General features: G+C 63.8%; 20 protein-coding genes and 1 tRNA gene. 9 read left to right on the plus strand and 12 right to left on the minus strand.

All coding sequences use genetic code 11. From position 1 onward, the window contains the following. Positions 1–10: 10 nt before the first annotated feature. The 3 genes from mrcB to GJ668_RS06760 form a co-directional block, all read right to left on the minus strand. Positions 11–2,428 (minus strand): penicillin-binding protein 1B, encoded by a 2,418-nt coding sequence (gene mrcB, locus GJ668_RS06750; protein WP_186342933.1) that lies wholly within the window; start codon positions 2,426–2,428, stop codon positions 11–13. A 93-nt stretch (positions 2,429–2,521) separates the two neighbouring features. Continuing rightward, positions 2,522–3,310 (minus strand): ABC transporter permease, encoded by a 789-nt coding sequence (locus GJ668_RS06755; protein ID WP_186342934.1) that lies wholly within the window; start codon positions 3,308–3,310, stop codon positions 2,522–2,524. Next, the gene (locus tag GJ668_RS06760) at positions 3,307–4,236 is read right to left on the minus strand and encodes an ABC transporter ATP-binding protein (RefSeq protein WP_155449390.1); all 930 of its coding nucleotides are present in this window, start codon (positions 4,234–4,236) and stop codon (positions 3,307–3,309) included. Before GJ668_RS06760 ends, GJ668_RS06755 begins: the two co-directional genes overlap by 4 nt. Positions 4,237–4,290: 54 nt before the next feature. Here GJ668_RS06760 and GJ668_RS06765 point away from each other — a divergent pair, with 54 nt between their 5' ends. The 3 genes from GJ668_RS06765 to GJ668_RS06775 all read left to right on the plus strand — a co-directional run bounded on the left by GJ668_RS06765 (position 4,291) and on the right by GJ668_RS06775 (position 6,372). Further along, positions 4,291–5,052 carry a TSUP family transporter gene (locus tag GJ668_RS06765; protein ID WP_155449391.1) on the plus strand — a complete coding sequence of 254 codons (762 nt, stop codon included), beginning with the start codon at positions 4,291–4,293 and terminating at the stop codon, positions 5,050–5,052. Between the two features lie 100 nt (positions 5,053–5,152). After that, a complete protein-coding gene (locus GJ668_RS06770) occupies positions 5,153–5,959 on the plus strand; it encodes an RMD1 family protein (RefSeq protein ID WP_155449392.1) in 807 nt (268 codons plus the stop codon). Between the two features lie 116 nt (positions 5,960–6,075). Beyond that, the gene (locus GJ668_RS06775) at positions 6,076–6,372 is read left to right on the plus strand and encodes a DUF1640 domain-containing protein (RefSeq protein WP_155449393.1); all 297 of its coding nucleotides are present in this window, start codon (positions 6,076–6,078) and stop codon (positions 6,370–6,372) included. A 13-nt stretch (positions 6,373–6,385) separates the two neighbouring features. On the opposite strand, the gene GJ668_RS06780 is transcribed toward GJ668_RS06775, so the two are convergent. Further along, positions 6,386–6,952, minus strand: a complete 567-nt coding sequence (locus tag GJ668_RS06780) for a hypothetical protein (protein ID WP_155449394.1) — start codon at positions 6,950–6,952, stop codon at positions 6,386–6,388. Positions 6,953–7,039: 87 nt separating this feature from the next. Beyond that, complete coding sequence (locus tag GJ668_RS06785; RefSeq protein ID WP_246194667.1) at positions 7,040–8,119, minus strand: OmpA family protein; 1,080 nt, start codon at positions 8,117–8,119, stop codon at positions 7,040–7,042. Between the two features lie 198 nt (positions 8,120–8,317). Here GJ668_RS06785 and mutS point away from each other — a divergent pair, with 198 nt between their 5' ends. Then, positions 8,318–10,948, plus strand: coding sequence for a DNA mismatch repair protein MutS (gene mutS, locus GJ668_RS06790; RefSeq protein WP_155449395.1), 2,631 nt, complete (start codon positions 8,318–8,320; stop codon positions 10,946–10,948). Positions 10,949–11,067: 119 nt separating this feature from the next. On the opposite strand, the gene GJ668_RS06795 is transcribed toward mutS, so the two are convergent. Continuing rightward, positions 11,068–11,158 (minus strand) — tRNA-Ser (locus GJ668_RS06795). 313 nt (positions 11,159–11,471) lie between these two features. On the opposite strand from GJ668_RS06795, the gene GJ668_RS06800 reads away from it, so the two are divergent. Then, entirely contained in the window at positions 11,472–11,927 is a 456-nt protein-coding gene (locus tag GJ668_RS06800) for a hypothetical protein (protein WP_155449396.1), read from the plus strand. A 615-nt stretch (positions 11,928–12,542) separates the two neighbouring features. Here the strand turns inward: GJ668_RS06800 and aceK are convergent. The 4 genes from aceK to GJ668_RS06820 form a co-directional block, all read right to left on the minus strand. Beyond that, positions 12,543–14,309, minus strand: a complete 1,767-nt coding sequence (aceK, locus tag GJ668_RS06805) for a bifunctional isocitrate dehydrogenase kinase/phosphatase (RefSeq protein ID WP_155449397.1) — start codon at positions 14,307–14,309, stop codon at positions 12,543–12,545. A gap of 6 nt (positions 14,310–14,315) precedes the next feature. After that, positions 14,316–15,638, minus strand: a complete 1,323-nt coding sequence (rlmD, locus tag GJ668_RS06810; RefSeq protein ID WP_186342935.1) for a 23S rRNA (uracil(1939)-C(5))-methyltransferase RlmD — start codon at positions 15,636–15,638, stop codon at positions 14,316–14,318. Positions 15,639–15,710: 72 nt separating this feature from the next. Next, positions 15,711–16,091, minus strand: coding sequence for a cupin domain-containing protein (locus GJ668_RS06815; RefSeq protein WP_155449398.1), 381 nt, complete (start codon positions 16,089–16,091; stop codon positions 15,711–15,713). Then, a complete protein-coding gene (locus GJ668_RS06820) occupies positions 16,088–16,804 on the minus strand; it encodes a transposase (protein WP_155449399.1) in 717 nt (238 codons plus the stop codon). The genes GJ668_RS06815 and GJ668_RS06820 overlap by 4 nt, the downstream gene beginning before the upstream one ends. A gap of 100 nt (positions 16,805–16,904) precedes the next feature. Between GJ668_RS06820 and hrpB the strand changes: the two genes are divergently transcribed. From hrpB to GJ668_RS06835, 3 genes are all read left to right on the plus strand, one after another. After that, positions 16,905–19,445, plus strand: a complete 2,541-nt coding sequence (gene hrpB / locus GJ668_RS06825; protein WP_155449400.1) for an ATP-dependent helicase HrpB — start codon at positions 16,905–16,907, stop codon at positions 19,443–19,445. A gap of 132 nt (positions 19,446–19,577) precedes the next feature. Further along, complete coding sequence (locus GJ668_RS06830; protein ID WP_155449401.1) at positions 19,578–20,333, plus strand: carbonic anhydrase; 756 nt, start codon at positions 19,578–19,580, stop codon at positions 20,331–20,333. Beyond that, positions 20,330–21,133, plus strand: a complete 804-nt coding sequence (locus GJ668_RS06835) for a class I SAM-dependent methyltransferase (RefSeq protein WP_186342936.1) — start codon at positions 20,330–20,332, stop codon at positions 21,131–21,133. Before GJ668_RS06830 ends, GJ668_RS06835 begins: the two co-directional genes overlap by 4 nt. Positions 21,134–21,140: 7 nt before the next feature. Here the strand turns inward: GJ668_RS06835 and malQ are convergent, their stop codons facing one another. Further along, positions 21,141–22,709, minus strand: a complete 1,569-nt coding sequence (malQ, locus tag GJ668_RS06840) for a 4-alpha-glucanotransferase (protein WP_155449402.1) — start codon at positions 22,707–22,709, stop codon at positions 21,141–21,143. Positions 22,710–22,827: 118 nt separating this feature from the next. On the opposite strand from malQ, the gene GJ668_RS06845 reads away from it, so the two are divergent. Then, positions 22,828–23,496: a DUF1134 domain-containing protein gene (locus GJ668_RS06845; protein WP_155449403.1), complete on the plus strand. Its 669-nt coding sequence runs from the start codon at positions 22,828–22,830 to the stop codon at positions 23,494–23,496. Between the two features lie 35 nt (positions 23,497–23,531). Here GJ668_RS06845 and GJ668_RS06850 read toward each other — a convergent pair whose 3' ends face one another. Beyond that, a complete protein-coding gene (locus tag GJ668_RS06850; protein WP_155449404.1) occupies positions 23,532–23,936 on the minus strand; it encodes a hypothetical protein in 405 nt (134 codons plus the stop codon). Positions 23,937–23,977 lie beyond the last annotated feature (41 nt).

The raw sequence follows: 23,977 nt of genomic DNA on the forward strand, positions 1-23,977 counted from the left end.
GAATTGAAGATCATTGGCCGAAGAAGTCGCTCATGAAATGGTTTTGAGTGCGTTCCGGCTTGGGTGCGGGCGGCGGCTCTGGTGGAGCCGCGACTGTTTCGGCGGCGGGCGCTTCTTCGGTTCGTGCCGCAGACTCACCACCCGAGGCACGCGCGCCTGAACTCTGACCGCCACCCCCGCCACAACTGGCTCGACCCTTGGCACTGTCACCGATATAGGGCACGTTCTTGCGCCCGCAGGCATCGGCCAGGACCACGCCAGCAGGCGGGAATTCGGGCAAGGGTTCGTTGTCGAGCGCCAGCATGAAGTCGCCCCACACCCGCAGCGCCCCGGTTCCGCCCGCCAGTCCCATGGGCTTGTAGTCGTCGCGACCGACCCAGACCACGGCCACCTTGTCGCCCGAGAAGCCAGCAAACCAGCTATCGCGCTTCTCGTCGGTGGTGCCGGTCTTGCCAGCCATGGTCATCCCTTCGGGCAGCTGATTACCGAGCCACTTAGCGGTGCCGTCCGTGACCACGCGCTGCATGGCCCAGGTCGTGAGATACGCGGCCTTGGGATCGACCACCGCCTCGATGGCGAGCGGATAGCGGTTGAGCGGCTGTCCCAGGGCGTCGACCACCTCACGGATGCCGCGCAAGGGCGCGCGATAGCCGCTGGCGGCAATGGTTTGATAGACCTGAGCCACTTCCAGCGGCGACATGGACACCGCACCCAGCAGCACGGCGGGCACGACCGGGATACGCCGTTGCGCGCCCATCCTGTAGAGGGTGTCGACGACGTTTTTCACGCCGATGCTCAGACCCAGGTTGACCGTGGCCAGATTCAGCGAGCGGACCAGCGCACTGTAGAGCTGGACCGAACCATTGACCCGATGGTCATAGTTCTTTGGCTCCCAGCGCTTGTTGCCGTCCGGCAGACTGACCGGGCGATCCTGGATATTGGTCGTGAGTGTATAGCGATCCGGCTGTGACAGGGCCGTCAGATAGATCGGCGGCTTGACCAGCGAGCCGATCGAACGCACCGAGTCGAGCGCGCGGTTGAAGCCGGCATAGCCCGGCTGGCGCCCGCCGGCGATGGCCAGCACCTCGCCCTGCTCGACCGAAGTCACCACGGCCGCTGTCTCCAGGGTTCCGGCCTTCATGCCGTGCTGCTTCTCCAACTCGGCCAGACGCTTGGGCAGCGAGCGTTCGACCGCGCCCTGCACCAGCGGATCGAGCGTGGTGAAGATATTCAGCCCCTCGGAGCGCAGATCCTCGTCGCGATAGTCGCGCTGGAGTTGCCGGCGCACCAGACTGATGAAGTCCGGATAGTGCCCGGCCGGACGCCCGCCACCGTCCTGGATACCAAGCGGCTCGCGTTTGGCTTGCGTGGCCTCAGATTCACTGATGACCCCATCGCGCACCATGAGATCGAGCACCAGATTGCGCCGATTCTCGGCCGCCTCGGGATGGCGGCGCGGATCCAGGCTGGACGGCGCCTGGACCATGCCGACCAGGAGCGCGGTCTTGGCCGCGTCGAGTTCGCTCAGCGGCAGATTGAAGAAGAACTGGCTCGCCAGCCCGAAGCCATGGATGGCACGGCTGCCGTCCTGACCGAGATAGATCTCGTTGGCATAGGCGGCGAGGATCTCGTCCTTGTCATAGTGCAGTTCCAGCAGGAAGGCCATGTAGGCTTCCTTGATCTTGCGCTCGAAGGTGCGGTCGGCACTGAGATAGAAGTTCTTGACCAACTGCTGAGTCAGGGTACTGGCGCCCTCGACCACGGCTCCGGCCTGGAAATTGCTGACTGCCGCGCGCAGGATGCCCTTGGGATCGACGCCGAGATGGCGGTAAAAATTACGGTCCTCGACCGCCATCAGGGTCTTGATCAGCTGCTCGGGCAGATCCTTGTAGCGCACCAGCACCCGATCCTCGTTGTGGGTCGGATAGATGCTGGCGATCAGCATGGCATCCAGACGCACCAGGGCCGGATCCGGGCCGCCGTCGGCGTCGGTCAGGGTCGCGACCTGACCGTCGGCGAAGCTGATGTTCAGATGGCGTTCCGGCTCGGCGCCGTCCCAGAAGCGGAAGGGGCGCGTCCAGACCTGGAAGCGATCGCCCAGACGCTGATACTGGCCCTGAGTGCGCGGCGACTCGACGGCGCGATAGTTCAGACGCTTGAGTTCGGATTCGAACTGATCGGGACTCAGCCGGCGTCCGGCATAGAGTTCGAGCGGACGAGCCCAGACGCGCGCGGGCAAGGCCCAGCGCTGGCCCTCGAACTTGCCGCGCACCACGCGATCGAGATGAACGCCATAGAAACCGACGGCCAGGGTCGCCCCGACGGCCAGGACCAGCAGCCAGCCGACGAGAACACGACCGAGCCGAAAGCCTTTGCGTTTGGATGGACGTCTCCGGCCGCGCGTGCCGGAGCGACGATTGGAAGTCACGGATGATGGACCTGCGAGAGCGAATTCGAATCACGAACCTGGGATTCGCGTCTTCGAAAAATAGATGATTGGCGCTGGATTATGACACACCCATCAGGTCTTGATACCCACGCCTCGACGCAACAGGCTCAGACTGTAGACGGCCAGCACCAGGATGCAGGCCAGGATCATACCGAAAGCCAGCCCGAGCGGGATATCGCTGACCCCGAGCAACCCCTGGCGGAAGGCATTGACCATGTAGAGCACCGGATTGGCCAGCGAGACGGTCTGCCAGAATTCGGGCAACAGCTCGATCGAATAGAAGACGCCGCCCAGATAGGTCAGGGGCGTGAGCACGAAGGTCGGCACGATCGAGATGTCGTCGAAGCTGTTGGCGTAGACAGCGTTGATGAAGCCGCCGAGCGAGAAGAGCGTCGCGGTCATGACACCGATCAGCAGCATCGTCAGCGGATCATGGATGCGGATCTCGGTGAAGAACATGGCCACCAGCATGACGGCCACGCCCACCGTCAGGCCACGCATCACGCCGCCGGCGACATAGCCAGCCAGGATGATCCAGTTCGGCGCTGGCGAGACCAGCAATTCCTCGATATAGCGCGAGAACTTGCTGCTATAAAACGACGAGACGACATTGGAATAGGCGTTGGTGATCACCCCCATGAGCACCAGCCCAGGGACGATGAAGTCCAGATAGTCGAAGCCATCCATCGGACCGATGCGATCGCCGATCAGGCGCCCGAAGATAACGAAATAGAGCGTTGTGGTGATGACCGAGGGCAGGATGGTCTGCACCCAGATGCGCGAGAAGCGCAGCACCTCCTTGCCCAGGATGGTCTGGAACGTCACCCAGTAACGGCGCCAGTCGTCCAGCCGCGTGCTCATGCCCGCACCTCCAGACCGCGCCGGTCGACCAGTTCCAGGAACAGACGCTCCAGCCGGTTCTGTTTGTTGCGCAGACTGATGACCTCGATACCGTTGCGCGAGAGCGCCTCGAAGAGTCCGTTGATAGTGTGGTCGCGGTTCATCTCGACTTCCAGGGTGCAGTCGTCCAGGGCCTGGAGCACGAAGCCGCCGAGTTCCGGCAGTTCCGAGACTCGCCCCTTGAGATTGAGCACGAAGGTCTCGGTATGGAGCCGGTTGAGCAGGATCGCGAGACTGGTGCGCTCGGCGATTTCGCCGCCGTCGATGATGGCGATGTTGCGGCAGAGGCTCTCGGCCTCTTCCAAATAATGGGTGGTGAGGATGATGGTCGTGCCCTGGGCGTTGAGCTCGCGCAGGAAGGACCACATCGAGCGGCGGATCTCGATGTCGACGCCGGCTGTCGGCTCGTCGAGGATCAGGAGACGCGGCTCATGGACCAGGGCGCGCGCGATCATCAACCGGCGTTTCAGGCCGCCCGAGAGCCGGCGCATCTCGGTGTCGCGCCTGTCCCAGAGGTCGAGCTGGCGCAGATAGCGCTCGGCGCGGACCTTGGCGACGGCGCGCGGGATGCCATAATAGCCGGCCTGATTGAGCACGACTTCGATCACCGGCAGGAATAGATTGAAGTTGAACTCCTGGGGCACCAAACCGATGCACGACTTGACGCCTTGAGGATCGCGGTCCAGATCGCGCCCGAACACCGAGACCCGGCCCGCGGTCTTGTTCACCAGTGACGAGACGATGCCGATGAAGGTCGACTTACCGGCCCCATTGGGTCCGAGCAGGGCGAAGAAATCCCCCTCCTGGACCTGGAGATCGACGCCCTTGAGCGCCTGGAAACCGCCGCGGTAGACCTTGGTGAGTTGCTGAACGTCGAGTGCGAACATGGATGGAAGTCAGTTTACTGAAGTCTTTTGGGCGTCAAACCAAACGCGGTTCAAATGGAATTCATCGAGCTGGTTTTACTGCTTTCGGCCGTGGCCCTGGTGGCCGGCTGCGTCGACACCATCGCCGGCGGCGGCGGACTGCTGAGCATCCCGGCTCTGCTCTGGGCGGGGCTGAGTCCGGTCGAGAGTCTGGCGACCAACAAGGCGCAGGCCGTCTTCGGCAGCGGCATGGCCACGGTCCAGTTCATCCGCCGCGGCCTGATCGCGCCGCGCGGCATCGCTCTGGCCGTGCTCTGCACCTTCGTCGGGGCCGCGTTCGGCGCCTGGCTAGTACAGCGTCTCGACAGCACCCTGCTCGAAGGACTCATCCCGCTCCTGCTGATCGCCTTCGCGCTCTACTTCTGGCGCTCGCCGCGTCTGTCGGATCTCGACTCGCACCAGCGTCTGGACGCAAGCCTCTTCGCCGTCCTCATCGGACTGGGCGTCGGCTTCTACGACGGCTTCTTCGGCCCCGGAACCGGCACCTTCTTCGCGCTGGGCTATGTCGCCCTGCTCGGCTACAACCTCAGACGCGCGACCGCCCATAGCAAAGCACTCAACTTTACCAGCAATCTGGCCGCCCTGCTGTGTTTCGTCCAGGGCGGCCATATCCTGTGGCCGATCGCGCTGGCGATGGCGCTGGGACAGATGATCGGCGCCTGGATCGGCGCGCATCTGGTGCTGCGCCATGGCGCAGCCCTGGTGCGGCCGGTGTTGGTCGTGGTCTCGCTCACCGTCTCGGGGAAGCTGTTGTGGGAACGGGTTTCCGGCGTATGAGGCATGTTCGGCTGCCCTGTCCCGGAGCTGTCACATTGATGGCGCATAATCGCCGATTGCACCCGGATCGGCATCGAGGAATCGGCCAGGGAGACTGCACATGTATCCACAGACCAATGACAACACCGCACTGACCGCGCACGCCCGATTGCTCGGCCGTCATCTCGACATCCGGCGTCTCGGGCACCTGGAAGCGCTGGCGACCAATCCGCTGGTCACGCCGATCGGTGACACGGGCCGCGCCGTGCTCTTTCGCTCGGGCGCCGTGGTGCTGTTCGGGGTCGACGACGCCCAGGAAACGGCCTTCGTCGAGGAGATCCGCCCCTTCGTGCGCGACTCGCTGATCCAGCCCGAGCACGAAGACCTGCCGATCCTGATCGATCCGACCCGCGCCGAGGCGCTGGAGCGCGAGCGTCTGGTACTGGCCGATGCCGATCTGGCCCGACTCCAGGTCGTGGCCGACATCCTAGGCAAGAGCGTGCTGCTGGCCGATCAGGAAGCGCGTGTCGCGCACGCCTTCGACCGCATCGAGCCGCTGGCCGATCGCCTGCGGCGTCAGGGTCGCGGGGTGAGCCATGCCGGCACCCTCATCCGCCACATCGGCGAGGCGCTGGCGATCCAGCAGGACATGGTCGGACGCGGCGAGATCGGCGACAAGCCCGAGATCATCTGGGAGCGCCCGGATCTGGAACGGCTGTTCCTGAATCTGGAGGCCGAATACGAGATCCGCGAACGTCAACTGGCCCTGGAGCGCAAGCTGACGCTGATCAACGACACGGCCGGCACCCTGCTCGATCTGTTGCAGAGCAAGCGCAGTCTGCGGGTTGAGTGGTACATCGTCATCCTGATCGTGGTCGAGATCGTGCTCACGCTCTATGAGCTGTTCTTCCACGGGGCCGGACACTGAAGGTTGAGATACAGCAACGTCTATACGTCTATACGTCTATCCCGGGACTTGGCCGTTGAGCGCACGATGCGTAATCTAAATGGATGCAACAGAATCTGGTTTGGAGACCCATGCCGATGAGTTCCGTCGTCGAACTGTACGAAGCCTTGAGCACGGCTCCCGATGATCGTACCCGAGCTCGGGTGATCGCCGAAGCCTTCGAGCGACTGGAGGATCGCTATCCGCATCTGCCGGATCTCGCCACTCAGGGTCATGTGCGCGAGTCCGAGCTGCGGTTGCAGAAAGAAATCGAACAGCTACGCGCTGAACTCAAGCTCGATATCGAGCGCATCAAGAGCGATCTGCTGAAATGGCTCGTGCCGCTGATGTTCGCCCAGGTCGCGGCGATCGCGGCACTGGTGAAGCTGCTCTGAGATCCATCCCAGGCTAGATGGCGGCCTGCGAGAGCCAGATCAGCGCCGGCTCGTCGTCATCCGTCAGCTCGCCCTCGCGCATCAGCAGGAGTCCATCGGCGACCGGCTGTGCGATGACACCCTCCTCTTGCGCTGAAACGGGCGCGGCAAGTGGATTGACCGAGCGCGCGCCGACCCGCTGATCGATCCAGTCCCGGACCATCGCGTGATAGACGCGCCGATAGACGACCTTGGCCGCGCGCAACTGATCGTCCTGGAAGAAGAGCGTGACCGAGGCGGCTGGAATCTGGTTGAAGGTACCGATCTCGGCACCGCACAGCCGGTTGCCGAACGGATTGGCGCCGACGGCGCACTGAAATTCGAGCTTGGGAAAACTTTCGCGCAGTTTCGACTCGGTCAGGCGGCTGTCGAAGGCGTCGAGCGCGGCGTTGAAGTCGGGCTTGCCGAGCAGCGCGATCAGGGCCAGGTCCGTGCGCCACTGACCGTCCTCGGTGAAGGCGAGCCAGAAGAACGGCCCGATCACCAGGGCCAGCATCAGGAGCGTCTTGTAGGTTTTCGGAAGCTTCAGGTTCGCGCTCATTCATTTACTCGTGTCATGTCATCTGGATTGCTCTATCCAGCTGTACGATGGGCCTTAAAGTATCGGCGCATTGCCGTGCCGGGACTTTCACTGAGCCACGATCTCGACCCGACGGTTGAGTCCGCGCCCCTCTTCGGTGGCGTTGCTGGTCAGCGGAGCAAGACTGGCCACGCCCATGGGCTTGAGCCGTTCACCCAGAATGCCATAACTCTGGATGAGCGTGCGCACCACCTCCTCGGCGCGGCGGCGCGAGAGATCCATGTTGTACTCCAGCGTACCCCGATTGTCGGTGTGCCCGACGATATAGAGCTTGAGTTCGGGGTTCTCGACCAGCATCAGCGCGATCTGTTCGAGCTGGGGCTTGGATTCGGGCTTGATGGTCGCCTGATCGAAGTCGAACTGGATGCCGTGGACGGCGATGCGCCCCGCGTCCGAAAGTCCCTGGGCCATCGCTTTGGCTTCGATCGAGACCATGCGCTCGCGCATCGGCTCCGACAGCACCTCTTCGAAGAAGATGGCCACGCGGTTGCCGGCGGCCGAATCAGCGAAGTTGTCCTGCAACGCGGCGAAGACGAAGACATACGACTGACCGCCCGCGTCCGGGGCCTGACGGCGCGCGCTGTAGAGACGCGGTTCCTGGACCGAGGTATCGGAATAAACGTGCTTGAGCAGATGGCTGTCAGTGAGCTGATTGCCGTTGGCCGCGTCGCCGTAAAAACGATCGACCCGGTCCCCGCACTCCTCGAAGCCTGAGCACTGATAGAGCGGCTCATATCCCAATTCCTCCAGCGCGCGCTGGTAGTTGCGGATGACCTCCAGCGAACTGGCATTGCGCGGAGCCAGATAGATGATCCGTGTGCGCTGGCCGGATACCTTGACCGTCTTCGTCCAGCCCTTCGAACCGGAGCCTGTCTCCCAGGGTCCGGTCGGAATCAGCGTTTCGTCGAATGGACTGACCCGATAACCGATGATGACCGAACCCTCGAAGCGCGGAATGCCCGGAATGTCGGCGGCTCCAGCCAGGTCGCGGTCGAAAGCGACCGCCTCGGCCGCCCCAACGAGCCCCATGAGCACCCAGAACAAACCGATCGCCGACCAGGCCGCCTGGCGTCGAATAGCGCGTGGGATCAGGATGCCGATCGGCAGTGTGAGACGGCGCTCGGTCATCAGTCGAAGGGTTCGTGATAGAGGTAACAGTGTGGATTCTACAGGATTGGCCGCCGTTTCTGGATCTGTGGTACAACTCATCCCGTTTCGGCCGCGACGGGTTCTGGCTCGCGTGGCTCTCCTGATTCCAGCCTCTCGCCCCTGCGATCTCCCGTGACCCAAGACAGCCCGCGCCCCGATCTTTCCCGGCACACACCCATGATGCAGCAGTATCTGCGCATCAAGGCCGAATATCCGCACATGCTGCTGCTCTACCGCATGGGGGACTTCTACGAGCTGTTCTACGAGGACGCCGAGCGCGCCGCGCGTTTGCTCGACATCACCCTGACCCGGCGTGGTCAGTCGGGTGGTCAGCCGATCCCGATGGCCGGTGTACCCTATCACGCCGTCGAGGGCTATCTGGCCAAGCTGGTGCGTCAGGGCGTGTCGGTAGCCATCTGCGAACAGGTCGGCGATCCGGCCACATCCAAGGGTCCGGTCGAGCGCCAGGTGACGCGCATCGTCACGCCCGGCACCCTTACCGATGAGGCGCTCCTGGAGGAACGGCGCGAGAACCTGCTGCTGGCCATCGCCGAAGGCCAGTCCGGACTGGGACTGGCGACGCTGGAGCTATCCAGCGGGCGTTTCTCGGTGCTGGAGGTCGGGTCGCACGAAGCACTCATGAGCGAACTCGAACGGCTCAGACCCGCCGAGATCCTGATCGGCGAGGACAGCCGGCTCGATGCCGAGTTGCGACTCGAACGCGGCCTTACCCGCCGCCCGGTGTGGCACTTTGATCCTGACAGCAGCGAACGCGCCCTGTGTGAGCAGTTCGGCACCCGTGACCTGGGCGGCTTCGGCTGTGCCGGGATGACGTTGGCGATCGGTGCCGCCGGCTGTCTGCTCCAATACGTCCGCGACACCCAGTTCGCCGCCCTGCCCCACATTCGTGGTCTGACCACCGAGTCGCGCGACGAGGCGCTGATCCTGGATGCCGCGACCCGGCGCAATCTGGAGATCACCGCGAGTCTCAGCGGGCATCCCGAGCACACACTGGCCGGCGTGCTCGACCAGACCGTCACCGCCATGGGTAGCCGGTTACTGCGACGCTGGCTGAACCGGCCATTGCGCGACCGCGAGGCCATCCGTGCCCGGCATGGCGCGATCCGTGCGCTGCTGACGACCGGCCAGCGCGCCCAGCTCCAGCCGCTCCTGGCCGGAATCGGCGACCTGGAACGCATCCTGGCGCGCGTGGCGCTCGGCACCGCCCGTCCGCGCGATCTAGCGGTGCTGCGCGATTCGCTCGCTGTCCTGCCCGGCCTGCGCGCTGAACTGGCTGAGTCCCCCGATCCGCTGCTCGCCCAACTGCGCGACGAGATCGGTGAGCATCCCGAGGTGCTGGACGTGCTCCAGCGCGCCATCCTCGAACAGCCGCCGATGCTGATCCGCGATGGCGGCGTGATCGCGCGCGGCTATGACGCCGAACTCGATGAACTGCGCGATCTCTCCGAACATGCCGACCAGTTCCTGCTCGATCTGGAGGCACGCGAGCGAGTGCGCACCGGCATCGCCAACCTCAAGGTCGGCTACAACCGGGTGCATGGCTATTACATCGAACTCAGCCGCACCCAGGCCGATCAGGTGCCGGCCGATTTCGTGCGCCGTCAGACGCTCAAGGGCGTCGAGCGTTACATCACGCCCGAACTCAAACGCTTCGAGGACCAGGTCTTGAGCAGTCGCGAGCGCGCGCTGGCCCGCGAGAAATGGCTCTACGAGGAACTGCTCGGCCGGCTCGGCCAATCGCTCGGGCCGCTGCAACTGGCGGCTGGCGCCATCGCGGCACTTGATGTGCTGGCCAATCTGGCCGAGCGCGCCCAGACCCTGAACTGGAGCTGTCCCGAGCTGACCAACCGCGCTCAGATCGAGATCCAGGATGGGCGTCATCCGGTCGTCGAGCGCGTGCTCGACAGTCCCTTCGTCGCCAATGGTCTGCGCCTGGACGGCAAGCGGCGGATGCTGGTCATCACCGGCCCGAACATGGGCGGCAAATCGACCTACATGCGCCAGAACGCGCTGATCGTGCTGCTGGCCCATGCCGGGAGCTTCGTGCCGGCGCGCCGTGCCATCATCGGCCCGATCGACCGCATCTTTTCGCGCATCGGCGCTTCGGACGATCTGGCCGGCGGCCGCTCGACCTTCATGGTCGAGATGGAGGAAACGGCGAACATTCTGAACAACGCGACAGCTCAGAGCCTGATCCTGATGGATGAGATCGGGCGCGGCACCAGTACCTTCGATGGGCTGTCGCTGGCCTGGTCGTGCGCGGTCGAGCTGGCCACGCGCATCGGTGCCTACAGCCTGTTCGCGACCCATTATTTCGAGCTGACCACTCTGCCCGAGGAATATCCGGGCATCGCCAACGTCCATCTCGACGCGATCGAGCATGGTCAGTCGATTGTGTTCATGCACGCCCTGCGTGAGGGACCGGCCAATCAGAGCTATGGTCTGGCGGTAGCCGCGCTCGCCGGGGTGCCGCCGGCGGTTATCGCCCGCGCGCGCGAGCGGTTGCGCGAACTGGAGGACGGCGCTCATCGTCATGCTACGCGCGAGACTCAGCAGCTTTCGCTGTTTCCGGTGGACCTGGCGCCGGCGCCACGCTCCAAGTCCAGGCCTGAGCCAGTCTTCGAACCGAGTGAACCGCCGGTCTGTGAGGCATTACGCGACATCGATCCAGACGGACTCACGCCACGCGAGGCATTGGAGACGCTCTATCGTCTGCGTGGGATGCTCGAATCCAGGGCGCCGGCGACAAAGGTCGGGCACAAGCGCACGAAAGCTATCGATCGGTGAAGATCAGCGCGGGACAACAAACCACAGGATGCGGTTGGAGTGTGCAGAGGGGGCTTTTAGGGGGGCGGCTAGAAATATACCAAGCCAGCAAAGAACCACTTGCACAGGCGTGCATTGATTGGCGGAGAGAGAGGGATTCGAACCCTCGATAGGCTATTAACCTATACACACTTTCCAGGCGTGCTCCTTAAGCCACTCGGACACCTCTCCGGGAGGAAAATCGACCCTGACTGACTGCCATCTAAACAAACAGCACGGCAATCTCATCGTCATGCGATCAAGCCGCGCACTATACATCAAGCCCTGACCCCTTGCAATTGGTGGCGCCACGGATTTTGCCTGCAAAAAGGGGCGCCTGACGCGCTTCAGTGCGGCGGCTCGAATTCAGGCCGATGTAACCGCCCGTGACCCAAGTCAATGTGATCGAACAGGGAATTTGGTCAGATAGACCCGCTCACGGCCGGTCGGGCTAGAGTGGTCGCCGACCGGACATCTCGCAACCCTTGGCTGAGGACTCGACCCAATGACCAGGATCGACAACGACCCGGATCTTCGCGCGGCACTCAAAGAGCTGACCCCGGATCAGCAACGACGGCTCGGCTGCCGCTTCGCGCAAGATGTCATGCATTTGAGCCGCGATGCGCGCGTCAACCGCGCTATCGCGACTGGACTCATGGACTTGATCACGCCTGAGGAAATAGAGGGTGCCTTCAAGGTCGCCCGGGCCTATGCTGTCAAGACCTATACTGACTGCGGCAAGGATACGGATTGGATGGCGCAGGCCGATCATTTCGTCGCGGCGGCGGCGGCGGCCGCTCTGATGCCGGACGAACTCATGACCGAACGACAGAATCGCGCCTGGAAAGCGGCCGTTCAGGCACGCATGGCCGTGAGTTGCGCCATGATGGAGGACGATTCGGCCGATGAGAGCCGCACCGCACGACAGCAGTACGCACTGACCGCCGAGTTTCTCGACTAACTTGGCAACCCTAGATTTTGGATTCGCTCTACGCGCGCACGCTCCATTGACAAGCGTGCCTCATCAGGAGGTTTGTATGCACACAGTCGGCTTGTACGTATCAGGTGCTGCCCTGGCCGCGGCCTTGAGTCTTGGCATGCCCGAGACCACCCAGGCTCAGCCCGGCGGCTATGGCCAAGGTCCACAAGGTTCAGGTCAGGGCATGAATCAGGATCAGCGACCCAGTCAGGATCAAGGCGGTTCTCAGAATCAGAGGCCGAACCAAAACCAAAACGGAAACCAGGGCCAGCGACCGAGTCAAGGACAGGGCGGTAGGCCGAGTCAGAATCAGGGATACGATCAGAGGCCCGGTTATGGGCGCGGTCCTGGATCCGGCGGTTATGGTCCACCTCCTCCGCGCCCAGGGTATGGTCCAGGCTATGGACCTGGATATGGACCTGGTCCCGATACGTCCATGCCCTACGGTGGTCGACGCCCACCTCCGGGCTATTGAGTCCTCCCGAAGTTGCGCCACGGCTTGACGGTCGAGTTTGCAAACTACACGGCGTGGACCAGCGCATCGACGCTGGTCCACGCCGCTTCAGGCCGGCTGATCTGCTTGGACTCTGACCGCCCTCACCCAGTCGCCAGATGCGGATAGCGGCGCGGGAATTCCTCGCGATCCTTGCGAAAGCGCCGCTCGATCGGATAGGGAAAGACATCCTCCAGATGTCCGGCCCGGATACTGGCCTGACGCGCGCGCCACCAGTCCGGTTCGAGCAGTTCGCGATGCTTGGCGCGAAAGACCTTGCGGATGCGCGGGTCGGTGAGCAGGAAGGTCGCGAATTCCTCCGGAAAGACATCGTTGGGACCGGCGGTGTACCAGGTCTCCTCGCTCAGCTCCATTTCTGGATAGGGTGCCTCGGGGATGTCGCGGAAGTTGCACTCGGTCAGATAGCACAGCTCGTCGTAGTCGTAGAAGACCACTCGGCCATGGCGGGTGACGCCAAAGTTCTTGAACAGAAAATCGCCAGGGAAGATGTTAGCGGCAGCCAGTTGTCGGATGGCGTCGCCGTATTCGCCGATGGCATGACGGATCTCGTCGTCGTCGGCGGTATGCAGATAGAGGTTCAGCGGCGAGAGTCGGCGCTCGATGTAGAGGTGCTTGATGATGAGCTGATCCCCGACCCGTTCGAGACTACCGGCACACTCGGCTTCCAGTAGCTCCAGCAGCGCCGGTGAGAAACGATCAAGCGGAAAGGCTACATGCGAGTACTCCCAGGAATCGGCCATGCGCCCGACGCGGTCGTGCATCTTGACCAGTTGGTACTTCTCCTTGACCTGCGCGCGGGTCATCTCCTTCGGTGGCGGGAAGCGATCCTTGATGATCTTGAACACATAGGGGAAGGACGGCAGGGTGAAGACGCACATCACCATGCCGCGAATGCCGGGCGCGATCATGAACTCGTCGGACGAGTAGCGCAGATGCTTGATGAAATCACGATAGAACTCGGCCTTGCCGAACTTCTGGAACCCGATCGCGGTATAGAGTTCGGCCTTACCCTTGCGCGGCATCAAGGGACGTAAAAAGTCCACCACCGCCGCCGGCGCCTCGGTGTCGACCATGAAATAGGCGCGCGAGAAACTGAAGACGTTCGAGATGTCTTCCACGCCCGTCAAAAGTGTGTCGACATAGAGTCCCTGCTCCGGGTCGTTGAGGATGGGCACGACGAAGGGAATCTGGTCGGCGCCGTTGATCGCCTTGCCGATGATGTAGGCGCCCTTGTTGCGAAAGAAGGGCGCGCACAGCACCGCGATCTGGAAGTTCTGCTGGATGGCGCGATTGGCCGGGAAGCGCGAGCGGATCGACAGCAGCAAACAGCGGATATCGCGCCGCAGGTCACGGAAACGGCGCTCGAATCCGGCCTCGCGCAGGATGCGGGCGATGACACGGGCAAAGCCGTCGCGCGCCGGGTAATAGGGCCGGAAGATCGGCACCTCGGCCTCCAGATGCTCGGTCGAGATCAGCGGCCAGACGAAGATATAGCTGTTGTTGTAGTAATGACGGTCGAACAGCCGGCAGAAGACCGAGTTGTAGAAGGTCTCGGCCAGCTCGGGCTGATTGATCTGCGGCAGCAGACGCATGTACTCGACCTTGACCCGACGCCAGAGCGTGTCGCTGGGGTCGCGCAGGTTGAACTCACGTCTCAGCAGCGACACGGTCTCACCGACACGGGTGTCGTAGAAGCCGATGCGCTCACGCGCCGCCGCCTGCGCCGCCGGCCAGTCGGCGTTCTCGAAGCGCGTCCGGGCACTGGTCGTGGTCTCGCGAAAGAGCCGAAAGTGACGATCGAAGCCTTCAAGAATGGCTTCGGCAATAAGTTTGGCTTCGGTCCAGGCCATGTGTGTTCACCGTTCGAAAAGCGCCATCGACTCGACATGGCTGGTATGGGGGAACATGTCCATCACACCCGCCGCGCGCAGTCGATAGCCGAGTTCGTTGACCAGACGGTCGGCATCGCGCGCCAGAGTGGTCGGATAGCAGGAGACATAGACCAGACGCTTCACGCCCAGACGCGGCAGCCAGTCGAGTACCTCCCAGGCACCGCTGCGCGGCGGGTCGATCAGGGCCTTGGTGAAGCGTTGTTGGGTCCAGGGTGCGGCGGTGCTCAACTCGGCCTGGAGATCAGCGACGTGAAACTGCACGTTGGTCAGCCCATTGCGCGCCGCGTTGGCGCGTGCGCGCTCGACCAGTCCGGCATCGCCTTCGACACCCACCACCGAGGCCGCATGCCGCGCCAGTGGCAGCGTGAAGTTACCCAGCCCGCTGAAAAGATCCAGCACCGAGTCATCCGGTCCAGGGTCAAGCAGTGCAAGCGCCTGATCGACCATGCGCCGGTTGAGTTCCAGATTGACCTGGGTGAAGTCGCTGGGCAGGAACGCGATCTCGACCTCATGGTTCGGCAGGCTGTAGCTCAGCGCGATGTCCTGGCCTGGTAGCGGCCGGATACTGTCGATGCCGCCATCCTGGAGATAGATCTGGAAGCCCTCGCGCTGACCGAGTTCGAGCAGGCGCGCTTCGTCCTCGGGCGTGGGTGCCTGCATGACACGGAACACCAGCACACAGGGACCGTCGCCCATCGCCATCTCGATCTGAGGCACATGATCGCGAATACTCAGACTGTCGATGGTCGCCGCCAGCGTCTCCAGACGCTCGCCAACCAGCGGATGCAGCACCTCGCAACGACGCAGATCGGCCAGGAAGCTGTTGCGCCGCTCGCGAAAGCCGACCAGGGTGCGGCCCTTCTTGACGACATGACGCACGCCGAGCCGCGCCTTGCGCCGATAGCCCCAGGACTCGGCGGTGAGCGGGTCGAGCCAGCGTTCGGGCGTCACCTTGCCGATGCGCTCGAAGACGTCTTCCAGGCTTGCCTGCTTGACGCGGATTTGCGCCTCGGGGTGCAGATGCTGGAGCGCACAGCCGCCGCAGACGCCAAAGTGGGCGCATCGGGGTTCGATGCGATCGGGCGAGGCACTCAGCACCTCCTCGACCTCGGCTTCGTCGAAGCGACGCTGAACGCGGGTGTAGCGCAGACGCACGCGCTCGCCGGGCAATGCCCCATCGACGAACACGGTCTTGCCGTCGATGCGGGTCAGGCCGCGACCTTCGTGGGTCAGGGTTTGGATGTCGGCCTCGATGGGCACGGGGAGTGTTTTGGGTTTTCTCGACACGGGGGCAGGCTGTCAGCTAGTCATTCAGTGATCGGCCCAAGATCTTAGCGTCCTTTGCGCTTGCGCGCCTCATCAATCCGGCTCGATGTCCTGATAGACCTCGGGGGTGAAGCGCGGGGTGCAGATGGCCAGAAAGATCAGATCACAGTCGCCATCGTTCTCAATGCGCTGGGCGGCCCCGGCTGGAATGTAGACCAGATCGCCCGGACCGACCCGTCGGGGGACGAGTCCCTCGACCTCCAGTAAACCGCTGCCGGCGAGGATCAGATAGCGCTCGATCACGCCCACAAGCCGATGCAGCCGGGTGCGATCACCCGGTTCCACCCGGGCGCGCGCGATCGAGAGGGCTGGATCCTCGGGCCGATTCCAGCCCTCCAGGATGAAACAGCCCTCTTCCATGAAGTATTCGTCCGACTCGACGGGCGAGTGGACCAGTGCGCGCTTCAGACTCATAGCAGGCCGGCGCCGCGCCGATACGCCTCTGAGCGCCGATCACCACCGCGCGGACGTGGCAGGGCACGGCGGTTGAGCAAGCTCTCGATCTCCTGGCAGAACTCGGGACTGCCCAGCGCCCAGGCTTTGTTGGTCGAATCACGAATGCGCTTGACCAGTGCGTCGTCGAGCGCACGCCCGGCCTCCTCGGCATAGTGTTCGCGTCGCGCTTTGGCGCTGCGGCCCAGACGCTCGTATTCACGATGCGGCGTAATGAGTCGATCCTCGATGCCCTCGGCGTTGCCACCGTAGCTCGACCAGCCATACTCGGCCGGAGCCGCCACCAGACCGGCGCGCACCGGGTTGGACTCGATATAATGCGCGACCGCCCGCAGATACGGCTGCGGATCGACCAGGGTGGCGCGATAGCGTCCCTCCCAGAGCGTGCCGCGCCGTTCGTGACGGCTGTTGAAATACTGGACATAGTAGCGCCCGACATACTGCATCAGCTTGCCGATGCCATTCTCCAGATAGGGCGTGAGCAGCAGATGGAAGTGGTTGGGCATCAGCACATAGGCGTGGATCTCGCACTGGAACTTCTCGGCAGCCACGCCGAGCTTGTCCCAGATGAACCAGTAATCCTCCTCCTCGAACAGGATTTGCTGACGATTATTACCACGCTGAATGACGTGCTGCGGGTAGCCGGGCATAACAAAACGAGGAAGGCGTGCCATGAGGGTCGGATCCGGTTGGTTGACCTGACCTTGAGTATAGACAGCCCGCGATAACTTGCTGGATCCATCGATCATCATTTTCCAACCCCACTGAACGCCCATGCTCAATTTCGACCCACTCCCCATCGATGCGATCCTCGACGACCTGCGTGCGGCGCTGAGCCAGGGTCATGGAGTGCTGCACGCGCCAACGGGGTCAGGGAAGTCGACCCGCGTGCCGCTGGCGCTGTTGGATGCACCCTGGCTGGCCGGTCAGCGGATTCTGATGCTCCAGCCACGGCGTCCGGCGGCACGCATGACCGCCGCGCGCCTGGCTGATCAGCTCGGCGAGCCACTGGGCGAACGGGTCGGCTATCAGATTCGCTTCGAGCGTCGCATCGGTCCGCGCACCCGGATCGAAGTCGTCACCGAGGGCATCCTGACGCGACGCCTGCAGCGCGATCCGACACTGGATGGCGTTGGGCTGGTCATCTTCGACGAGTTCCACGAACGCGGTCTGACCTCGGATCTAGGTCTGGCCCTGACGCTCGACAGTGCGCGCGGTCTGCGGCCCGATCTGCGCCTGTTGATCATGTCGGCCACGCTGGAGGCCGAGCCTGTCGCCGGATTGCTGGACAATGCCCGCCTCCTGCGCGCTGAGGGTCGGAGCTTTCCGGTCGAGATCCGCTATGCCGAGCGCACACCGGACAGCGATCCGGTGCGTGCTCTGGTCGCGGGCGCACGTCAGGTGCTGACGGAAGAGACCGGCGATATCCTCGCCTTTCTGCCCGGTGCGCGTGAGATCGAGCGGGCGCGCGAAGCACTCGCGGGCGCGGACATCGAGATCCTGCCGCTGCATGGCGCCCTGTCGTCGGCCGAGCAGGACAGGGCGCTACGCCCGGACGGACGCGGACGGCGGCGCCTGATTCTGGCCACGGATCTGGCCGAGACCAGTCTCACCATCGAGGGCATCCGGGTGGTGCTCGATTCGGGGCTGACCCGCAAGCCGCGCTTCGATCCCGGCTCGGGCCTGACGCGACTCGTGACCGAGTCCATCCCGCGCGCCAGCGCCGATCAGCGTGCCGGACGCGCCGGGCGTCTGGCGCCTGGGGTCTGTCAGCGACTCTGGACCCGCGCTCAGGAGCACGGACGTCCCGAGCAGCGCACACCCGAGATCCTCGAATCCGATTTGGCGCCGCTGGCGCTGGAACTGGCACTATGGGGAGTCAAGGATCCAGCCGAGCTGAGCTGGCTCGACCCGCCGCCCGCACCGGCCTGGAACCAGGCGCTCGAACTCCTGCGTATGCTCGGCGCGCTCGATCGGCGCGATTCGATCACACCGCTCGGACGCGCCCTGGCCGACTTGCCGGTCCATCCCCGGCTTGGGGTCATGCTGCTCGGTGCGACACCGACCGAGCGCCAGACGGCGGCTGATCTCTGCGCCCTGATCTCCGAACGTGACCCCTTCCTGCCTGAGCCTGGACGCGCGCGTCCGGCGGATCTCGGCCTGCGCCTGGACGCCTTGCGCGCGGCCCGCGAGCGACGCGGCACGCCGCCTGGCGTGGATCGCCGCCGGCTCGACGCCATCGAGCGCGCCGCGCGACAACTGCACCGTTTGGCCGAGCGGAGCGCGTCTTCCGGCGCTCGCCCTGCCGAGACCGACAGCGTGCGCCGTCCTGGTGCCCTGCTCGCCCTCGCCTATCCGGATCGCGTCGCCCAACGGCGCGCCGGCGCCGACGAGCGCTATCTGCTGGCCGCCGGCACCGGCGCCGAGCTGCCACGCGACGATGCACTCGCGATCCATCCGTATCTGGTCGTGGCAGCGATCGATGCGCGCGGACGCGATGGTCGCATTCAGTCGGCCCTGCCGATCAGCGAAGACGAACTGCGCGCCGAACTGGCCGAGCGCCTGGAGCCGCGCCGCGAGGTGTTCTGGGACAACGAGCGCGCCGCCGTCGCCTGCCGCGCCATCACCCGACTCGGCGCTATGGCGCTGGAATCGCGCCCGGTTGCACTGGCACCCGAGGACGACGCCAGTACCTATCTGATCGCGCACATCCGCGAGCACTTCAGCGAGGCGCTCGACTGGTTGGAATCCGCGCGCCAGCTCCAGGCGCGGATCGCCCTGATGCGCCAGCACGATCCAGCCGGTGACTGGCCCGATTTCTCGGACGCGGCCTTGCGCGAACACCTGGACGTCTGGCTCAACCCCTGGATCGCAGGCAAGACCCGGCTCTCGGACGTGCAGCGACTGGACCTGAGCGCCATCCTGCTCGACCAACTGAGCTGGGAGCAGCGCCAGCGCCTCGATCAACAGGTGCCCCGGACGTTCGTCACCCCAGCCGGCAACAGCCGCCCGATCGACTATGTCAGCGGCGAGACCCCGATTCTCGCCGCCCCGCTCCAGGAATTTTTCGGCCTGAGCGACACCCCGCGACTCTGTCTGGGCCGCCTGCCCGTGCTGCTGCACCTGCTCTCGCCTGCCCGTCGTCCAATGCAGGTCACCCAGGATCTGGCCGGATTCTGGGCGCGCGGCTATGCTGAAGTGCGCAAGGAACTGCGTGGACGCTATCCCAAGCACCACTGGCCTGAGGATCCGACCCAGGCTCAGGCGCTGATCGGCGGTCTGCGGCGGCGTCGCGCGCCCGGTTCATCGCGCTGAGCAACCGCACGACGCCAGGCTTTCAAGCCAGCATTGGCGGCCGCTATAATGAGTATTCTTCAGCAGCCCGGACTGATTCGGCGCAACGCGCGGCAACCCGGTCTTTCCACATCCAACCAGCGAGTCTCCTCCATGAATAAGCCCTTGCTCTCAACCCTGGCCCTGACCATGGCTTTGGCTTCCAGCGCCTTGGTCGTCGCGGCCGAGCACGACCATGCAGCGCACTGGGACTATGTCGGCCAGGAGGGGCCGGAGCACTGGGGCGATCTCGACCCGAACTTCGATCTGTGCAAGCGTGGCAAGAACCAGGCTCCCGTCGATCTCAAGGCCTTCGTCGACTCCCAACTGCCGCCGATCGGCTTTCACTATCGGCCCGGCGGTCATGACGAGGTCAACAACGGTCACACCATCCAGGTCGACTATGACGCCGGCAGCACCATCACCGTCGAGGGACGCGACTACGAGCTAAAGCAGTTCCACTTCCATACGCCGAGCGAGAACCACATCGCGGGCAAGGAGTTCCCGATGGAAGCGCATCTGGTCCATGCCGACAAGGACGGCAATCTGGCCGTGATCGCGGTCATGATTGAGGACGGTGCCGAGAACCGCACCCTGGCCAGCGCCTGGTCGGTGATGCCGGATCACTCCAACACCACCGTGCATCTCGCCGCCGAGGTCTCAGCCGAGGATCTGTTGCCCGCGAACCGCGATTACTACCGCTTCAGTGGCTCGCTGACGACACCGCCCTGCTCCGAGGGTGTGCTCTGGATGGTCATGAAGCACCCGATCACGGCGTCTGCCGATCAGATCACCAAGTTCGCCCATGTGATGGGACATCCCAACAATCGTCCGATCCAGGAACTCAACGCGCGTCTGATCGTCGAGTGAGTCGCGACGACCGCGACCGCTTCCGGCTCTATCAGCGCGCGGTCCAGAACCCGGCCGCCGAGATCGATTTCGTCGACCGGGTTTTTCATGATCGTTACGGACGCCCGGCGCAAAGACTGCGTGAGGATTTTTGCGGCACAGCCGCCGTCTGCACCGAGTGGGTGCGGCGCCGGCCGGACACGCACGCCTGGGGGCTGGATCTCGATTCCAACGCACTCGACTGGGGGCGACGGCACAGCCTCCAGACTCTGAGCACGGAGCAAGGCGCCCGCATTGAACTCATCGAAGGTGATGTCCTGAGCACCGAGACACCTGAACCCGAGATCGTCTTGGCGCTGAACTTCAGCTATTGGCTGCTACGCACCCGAACCGCGCTGCTCACCTATTTCCAGCGCGTGCGCGCGATCCTGCCCGAAACCGGACTCCTGGTGCTCGATGCCCATGGCGGTTCTGAGTCACTGCGGCTGCACAGCGAGAGCCGACGCATCCATGACCCGCTGGGTGAGGACTTCGACTATCTCTGGGAGCGTGCCGACTACGACCCGATTACCAGTCGCCAGATCTGTCACATCCATTTTCGTTTCGACGACGGCTCCAGTCTGGAGCGCGCTTTCAGCTATGACTGGCGTCTCTGGACCCTACCCGAGATCCGTGAGCTACTCGACACGGCGGGGTTCTCCAGCATCCAGGTGTATTGGCAGGGCTGGGATGAGCAAGGCGAGCCAGACGGCCACTTCGTCCCGGTCGAGCGCGGCGAGCCGGATGATGCCTGGATCGCCTATCTGACGGCAGCGCCCTGAGCGCCGTTTAGCCCGGCTCGTAGGGGCGGCGGCCGTTGAGCCGACTGAGCCTGAGCAGCCGCTCAGCCGCCGATGGATCGAGCTGATCCTCGCGATAGCGCCACAGCCAGTTGCCCTCGGCCGTGCCTGGACGGTTCATACAGGCCTCGGCACCGAGATTCAGCACATCCTGCACCGGAAAGAGCGCCAGATCGGCCACCGAGCCGAGCGCGACGCGAATGAAGTCCCAGTTGACCGCCTGACCGTCGCTGTTGAGATAGACGCAGGCCTGCTCGCGCATGGACTCGCTGCGCTCGCCCCACCAGCCGAGCAGGGTGTTGTTGTCGTGCGTGCCGGTATAGACGGCCAGACGTCGACGATGATTGTGCGGCAGAAAAGACGAACCGCCGAAGCCATCCTCCAGATCCTCGAAGCCGAATTGCAGCACCGCCATGCCCGGCAGTTCCAGCGTGTCGCGCAGGGTCTCGACATCCTCGGTGATGACTCCGAGATCCTCGGCGATCAACGGCAGATTCTCACCCAGAGCGGCGGTCAGGGCGTGGAAAAGCGCCAATCCAGGCCCAGGCGCCCAGCGCCCGTTGATCGCTGTCTCCTCGCTCGCCGGAATCTCCCAGTAGCCGGCAAAGCCCCGGAAGTGATCGATGCGCACCAGATCGACCAGCTCCAGCATCCGGCGCAGTCGCTCGACCCAGAAGCGGTAGCCATCGGCCGCCAGCACCGGCCAGCGATAGAGCGGATTGCCCCAGCGCTGTCCCGTGGCACTGAAATAGTCCGGCGGCACCCCGGCGATCACGGTGGGATGCCCATCTGCGTCGAGTTCGAACCACTCGGGATGCGTCCAGACTTCACTGGAATCATGCGCGACGAAAATCGGAATGTCGCCGATCAGATGCACACCGCGCGCGTGTGCATAGTCGCGCAGCTCCGACCATTGACGATGGAAGACATACTGGATGAAACACTGAAGCTCGATCTCGGCGCTGTGACGCTTGGACCATCGGGTCAGGGCGGCGCGTTTACGCTGAGCCAGCGCCGGCTCCCACTCGGTCCAGGGACGCAGATCGTGATGCGTCTTGAGCGCGTGATAGAGCACATAGTCGTCGAGCCAGAAGGCCTCACGCTCGCAGAACTGGGCGTACCCGGCACGATCATCCTCGCTGGCGCGTTCAGCGAATCCCGCCCAGGCTCGTTCCAGGAGCTGGGTTTTCCAGGGGGCGACGGCGCCGAAATCGACCTGATCCTCCGGGAACGCCGGTCGAGCGTCCAGATCGGACGCCTCGATCCAGCCGGCCTCAAGCAGCCCATCCGGGCTGATCAACATGGGATTGGCCGCAAAGGCCGAGGTGCACTGATAGGGCGAGTCGCGATAACCGGTCGGACCCAGCGGCAGCATCTGCCACAGCCCCTGCCCCGCCGCTGCGAGGAAATCGACGAAACGGCGTGCGCTGGGGCCAAGATCGCCGACCCCATAGGGACTCGGCAGCGAGGTCGGATGAAGCAGGAGGCCGCTGGTGCGGTGCATGTCGTTGAGTGCTCCGGTTGGACTCGGTTGGGCTGAGACTCGAAGTCTAACCAAAGCGCGTCGCAAAAACTCGCTCAATCCGACCTGACTTGCCGCTCCAGTCCCAGACCCCTAGACTTGGTCGACCAATGATCGATCGAGACTGAGCCACAGGACACCAAAGGGGAGTGTGATGACACGACTGATTGTAGCCAGCCTACTCTGGATGACGACATTCGCCCTGAGCGTTCAGGCACAGCCACCCTATACAGGCAGCCAACAGCCTCAATACCAGAATGCTCCAGGAAACGATCAGGGGCCGGGCTACCCAGGGAGCTATCAGAGTTATCAGAGCGATCAGCCTGGTCACGCTGAACACGAGACCTACGGCGAGCAGGAGATCATGGCCAGGGTCGAGGGTTACTTCGGGCAGGGCGCCGAGAATCTGGCGCTGGCGGTGCAGAAGGTCTTTCGCGAGCAGGGCGAACCCAATGGCTACATCGCCGGCGAGGAGCTCGGAGCTGCCATCGGCATCGGACTGCGCTACGGGCGTGGTGTGCTGAGCACCCGCCAGACCCAGGACCACCCGGTCTTCTGGCAAGGCCCCTCGATCGGTCTGGATCTCGGGGTGAACGTCGCCAAGGTCTTTATCCTCATCTACCGTCTGCCGAGCGAGGAATATCTGTTCCAACGCTTTCCGGGCGTCGAGGGCAGTCTCTATTTCATCGGCGGCGTGGGCGTGAACTATCTGCAATCCGGAGATACCGTCATCGCCCCCATCCGTCTCGGGGCCGGCTGGCGCCAGGGAGTGAGCGCCGGCTATATGGATTTCACCAAGCGCGTGCATTACAACCCTTTTTGAGACACCCTCCATGGCGCAACAGCCCCGGCACGGATTCAGCGACGATCGTCGTATCGGCCGTTATCCTGGCCATGTGACGGTGGACCACGGCGGTCGCCACGATAATGCGGCGCCACATCGCGATTGTTGGACAGCTTGCGGATCTGACGATCCACTCTATCCAGACGCCGCTCGATCATGCGGCGCGCCTCGTGCGGCGGATAGCCATCCCGACGCACATCGCGCATGAACTGGCGTGTCTCGCTCTGCTCGCGTCTCAATGTCTTGACTTCGCGGCGCGTCAACGCGCCTGAATCGATGCCACGCTGAATGGCTGATGACTGACGATCGAGCCGATCGTCGAATTTCGGGCCGGGCGAACCACCGCGCTGAGCCTGAACAGGCAGCGACAACAGCAAACCCGTTGCGACCAGCACCAAGAGCGTATTGCGACCTTTCATCAGCTGTTCTCCTGCTAAGATGCCGCCTCGGGCGGCTGGGA

The sequence above is a fragment of the Allochromatium palmeri genome (assembly GCF_009720725.1).
Lineage (GTDB): Bacteria > Pseudomonadota > Gammaproteobacteria > Chromatiales > Chromatiaceae > Thermochromatium > Thermochromatium palmeri.

Bases quoted from the DNA above. Each gene is read 5' to 3' on its own strand.
- GJ668_RS06755 (WP_186342934.1), bottom strand. From the start codon at position 3,310: ATGAGCACGCGGCTGGACGACTGGCGCCGTTACTGGGTGACGTTCCAG.
- GJ668_RS06760 (WP_155449390.1), bottom strand. From the start codon at position 4,236: ATGTTCGCACTCGACGTTCAGCAACTCACCAAGGTCTACCGCGGCGGT.
- GJ668_RS06765 (WP_155449391.1), top strand. From the start codon at position 4,291: ATGGAATTCATCGAGCTGGTTTTACTGCTTTCGGCCGTGGCCCTGGTG.
- GJ668_RS06770 (WP_155449392.1), top strand. From the start codon at position 5,153: ATGTATCCACAGACCAATGACAACACCGCACTGACCGCGCACGCCCGA.
- GJ668_RS06775 (WP_155449393.1), top strand. From the start codon at position 6,076: ATGAGTTCCGTCGTCGAACTGTACGAAGCCTTGAGCACGGCTCCCGAT.
- GJ668_RS06780 (WP_155449394.1), bottom strand. From the start codon at position 6,952: ATGAGCGCGAACCTGAAGCTTCCGAAAACCTACAAGACGCTCCTGATG.
- GJ668_RS06785 (WP_246194667.1), bottom strand. From the start codon at position 8,119: ATGACCGAGCGCCGTCTCACACTGCCGATCGGCATCCTGATCCCACGC.
- mutS (WP_155449395.1), top strand. From the start codon at position 8,318: ATGATGCAGCAGTATCTGCGCATCAAGGCCGAATATCCGCACATGCTG.
- GJ668_RS06800 (WP_155449396.1), top strand. From the start codon at position 11,472: ATGACCAGGATCGACAACGACCCGGATCTTCGCGCGGCACTCAAAGAG.
- aceK (WP_155449397.1), bottom strand. From the start codon at position 14,309: ATGGCCTGGACCGAAGCCAAACTTATTGCCGAAGCCATTCTTGAAGGC.
- GJ668_RS06815 (WP_155449398.1), bottom strand. From the start codon at position 16,091: ATGAGTCTGAAGCGCGCACTGGTCCACTCGCCCGTCGAGTCGGACGAA.
- GJ668_RS06820 (WP_155449399.1), bottom strand. From the start codon at position 16,804: ATGGCACGCCTTCCTCGTTTTGTTATGCCCGGCTACCCGCAGCACGTC.
- hrpB (WP_155449400.1), top strand. From the start codon at position 16,905: ATGCTCAATTTCGACCCACTCCCCATCGATGCGATCCTCGACGACCTG.
- GJ668_RS06830 (WP_155449401.1), top strand. From the start codon at position 19,578: ATGAATAAGCCCTTGCTCTCAACCCTGGCCCTGACCATGGCTTTGGCT.
- GJ668_RS06845 (WP_155449403.1), top strand. From the start codon at position 22,828: ATGACACGACTGATTGTAGCCAGCCTACTCTGGATGACGACATTCGCC.
- GJ668_RS06850 (WP_155449404.1), bottom strand. From the start codon at position 23,936: ATGAAAGGTCGCAATACGCTCTTGGTGCTGGTCGCAACGGGTTTGCTG.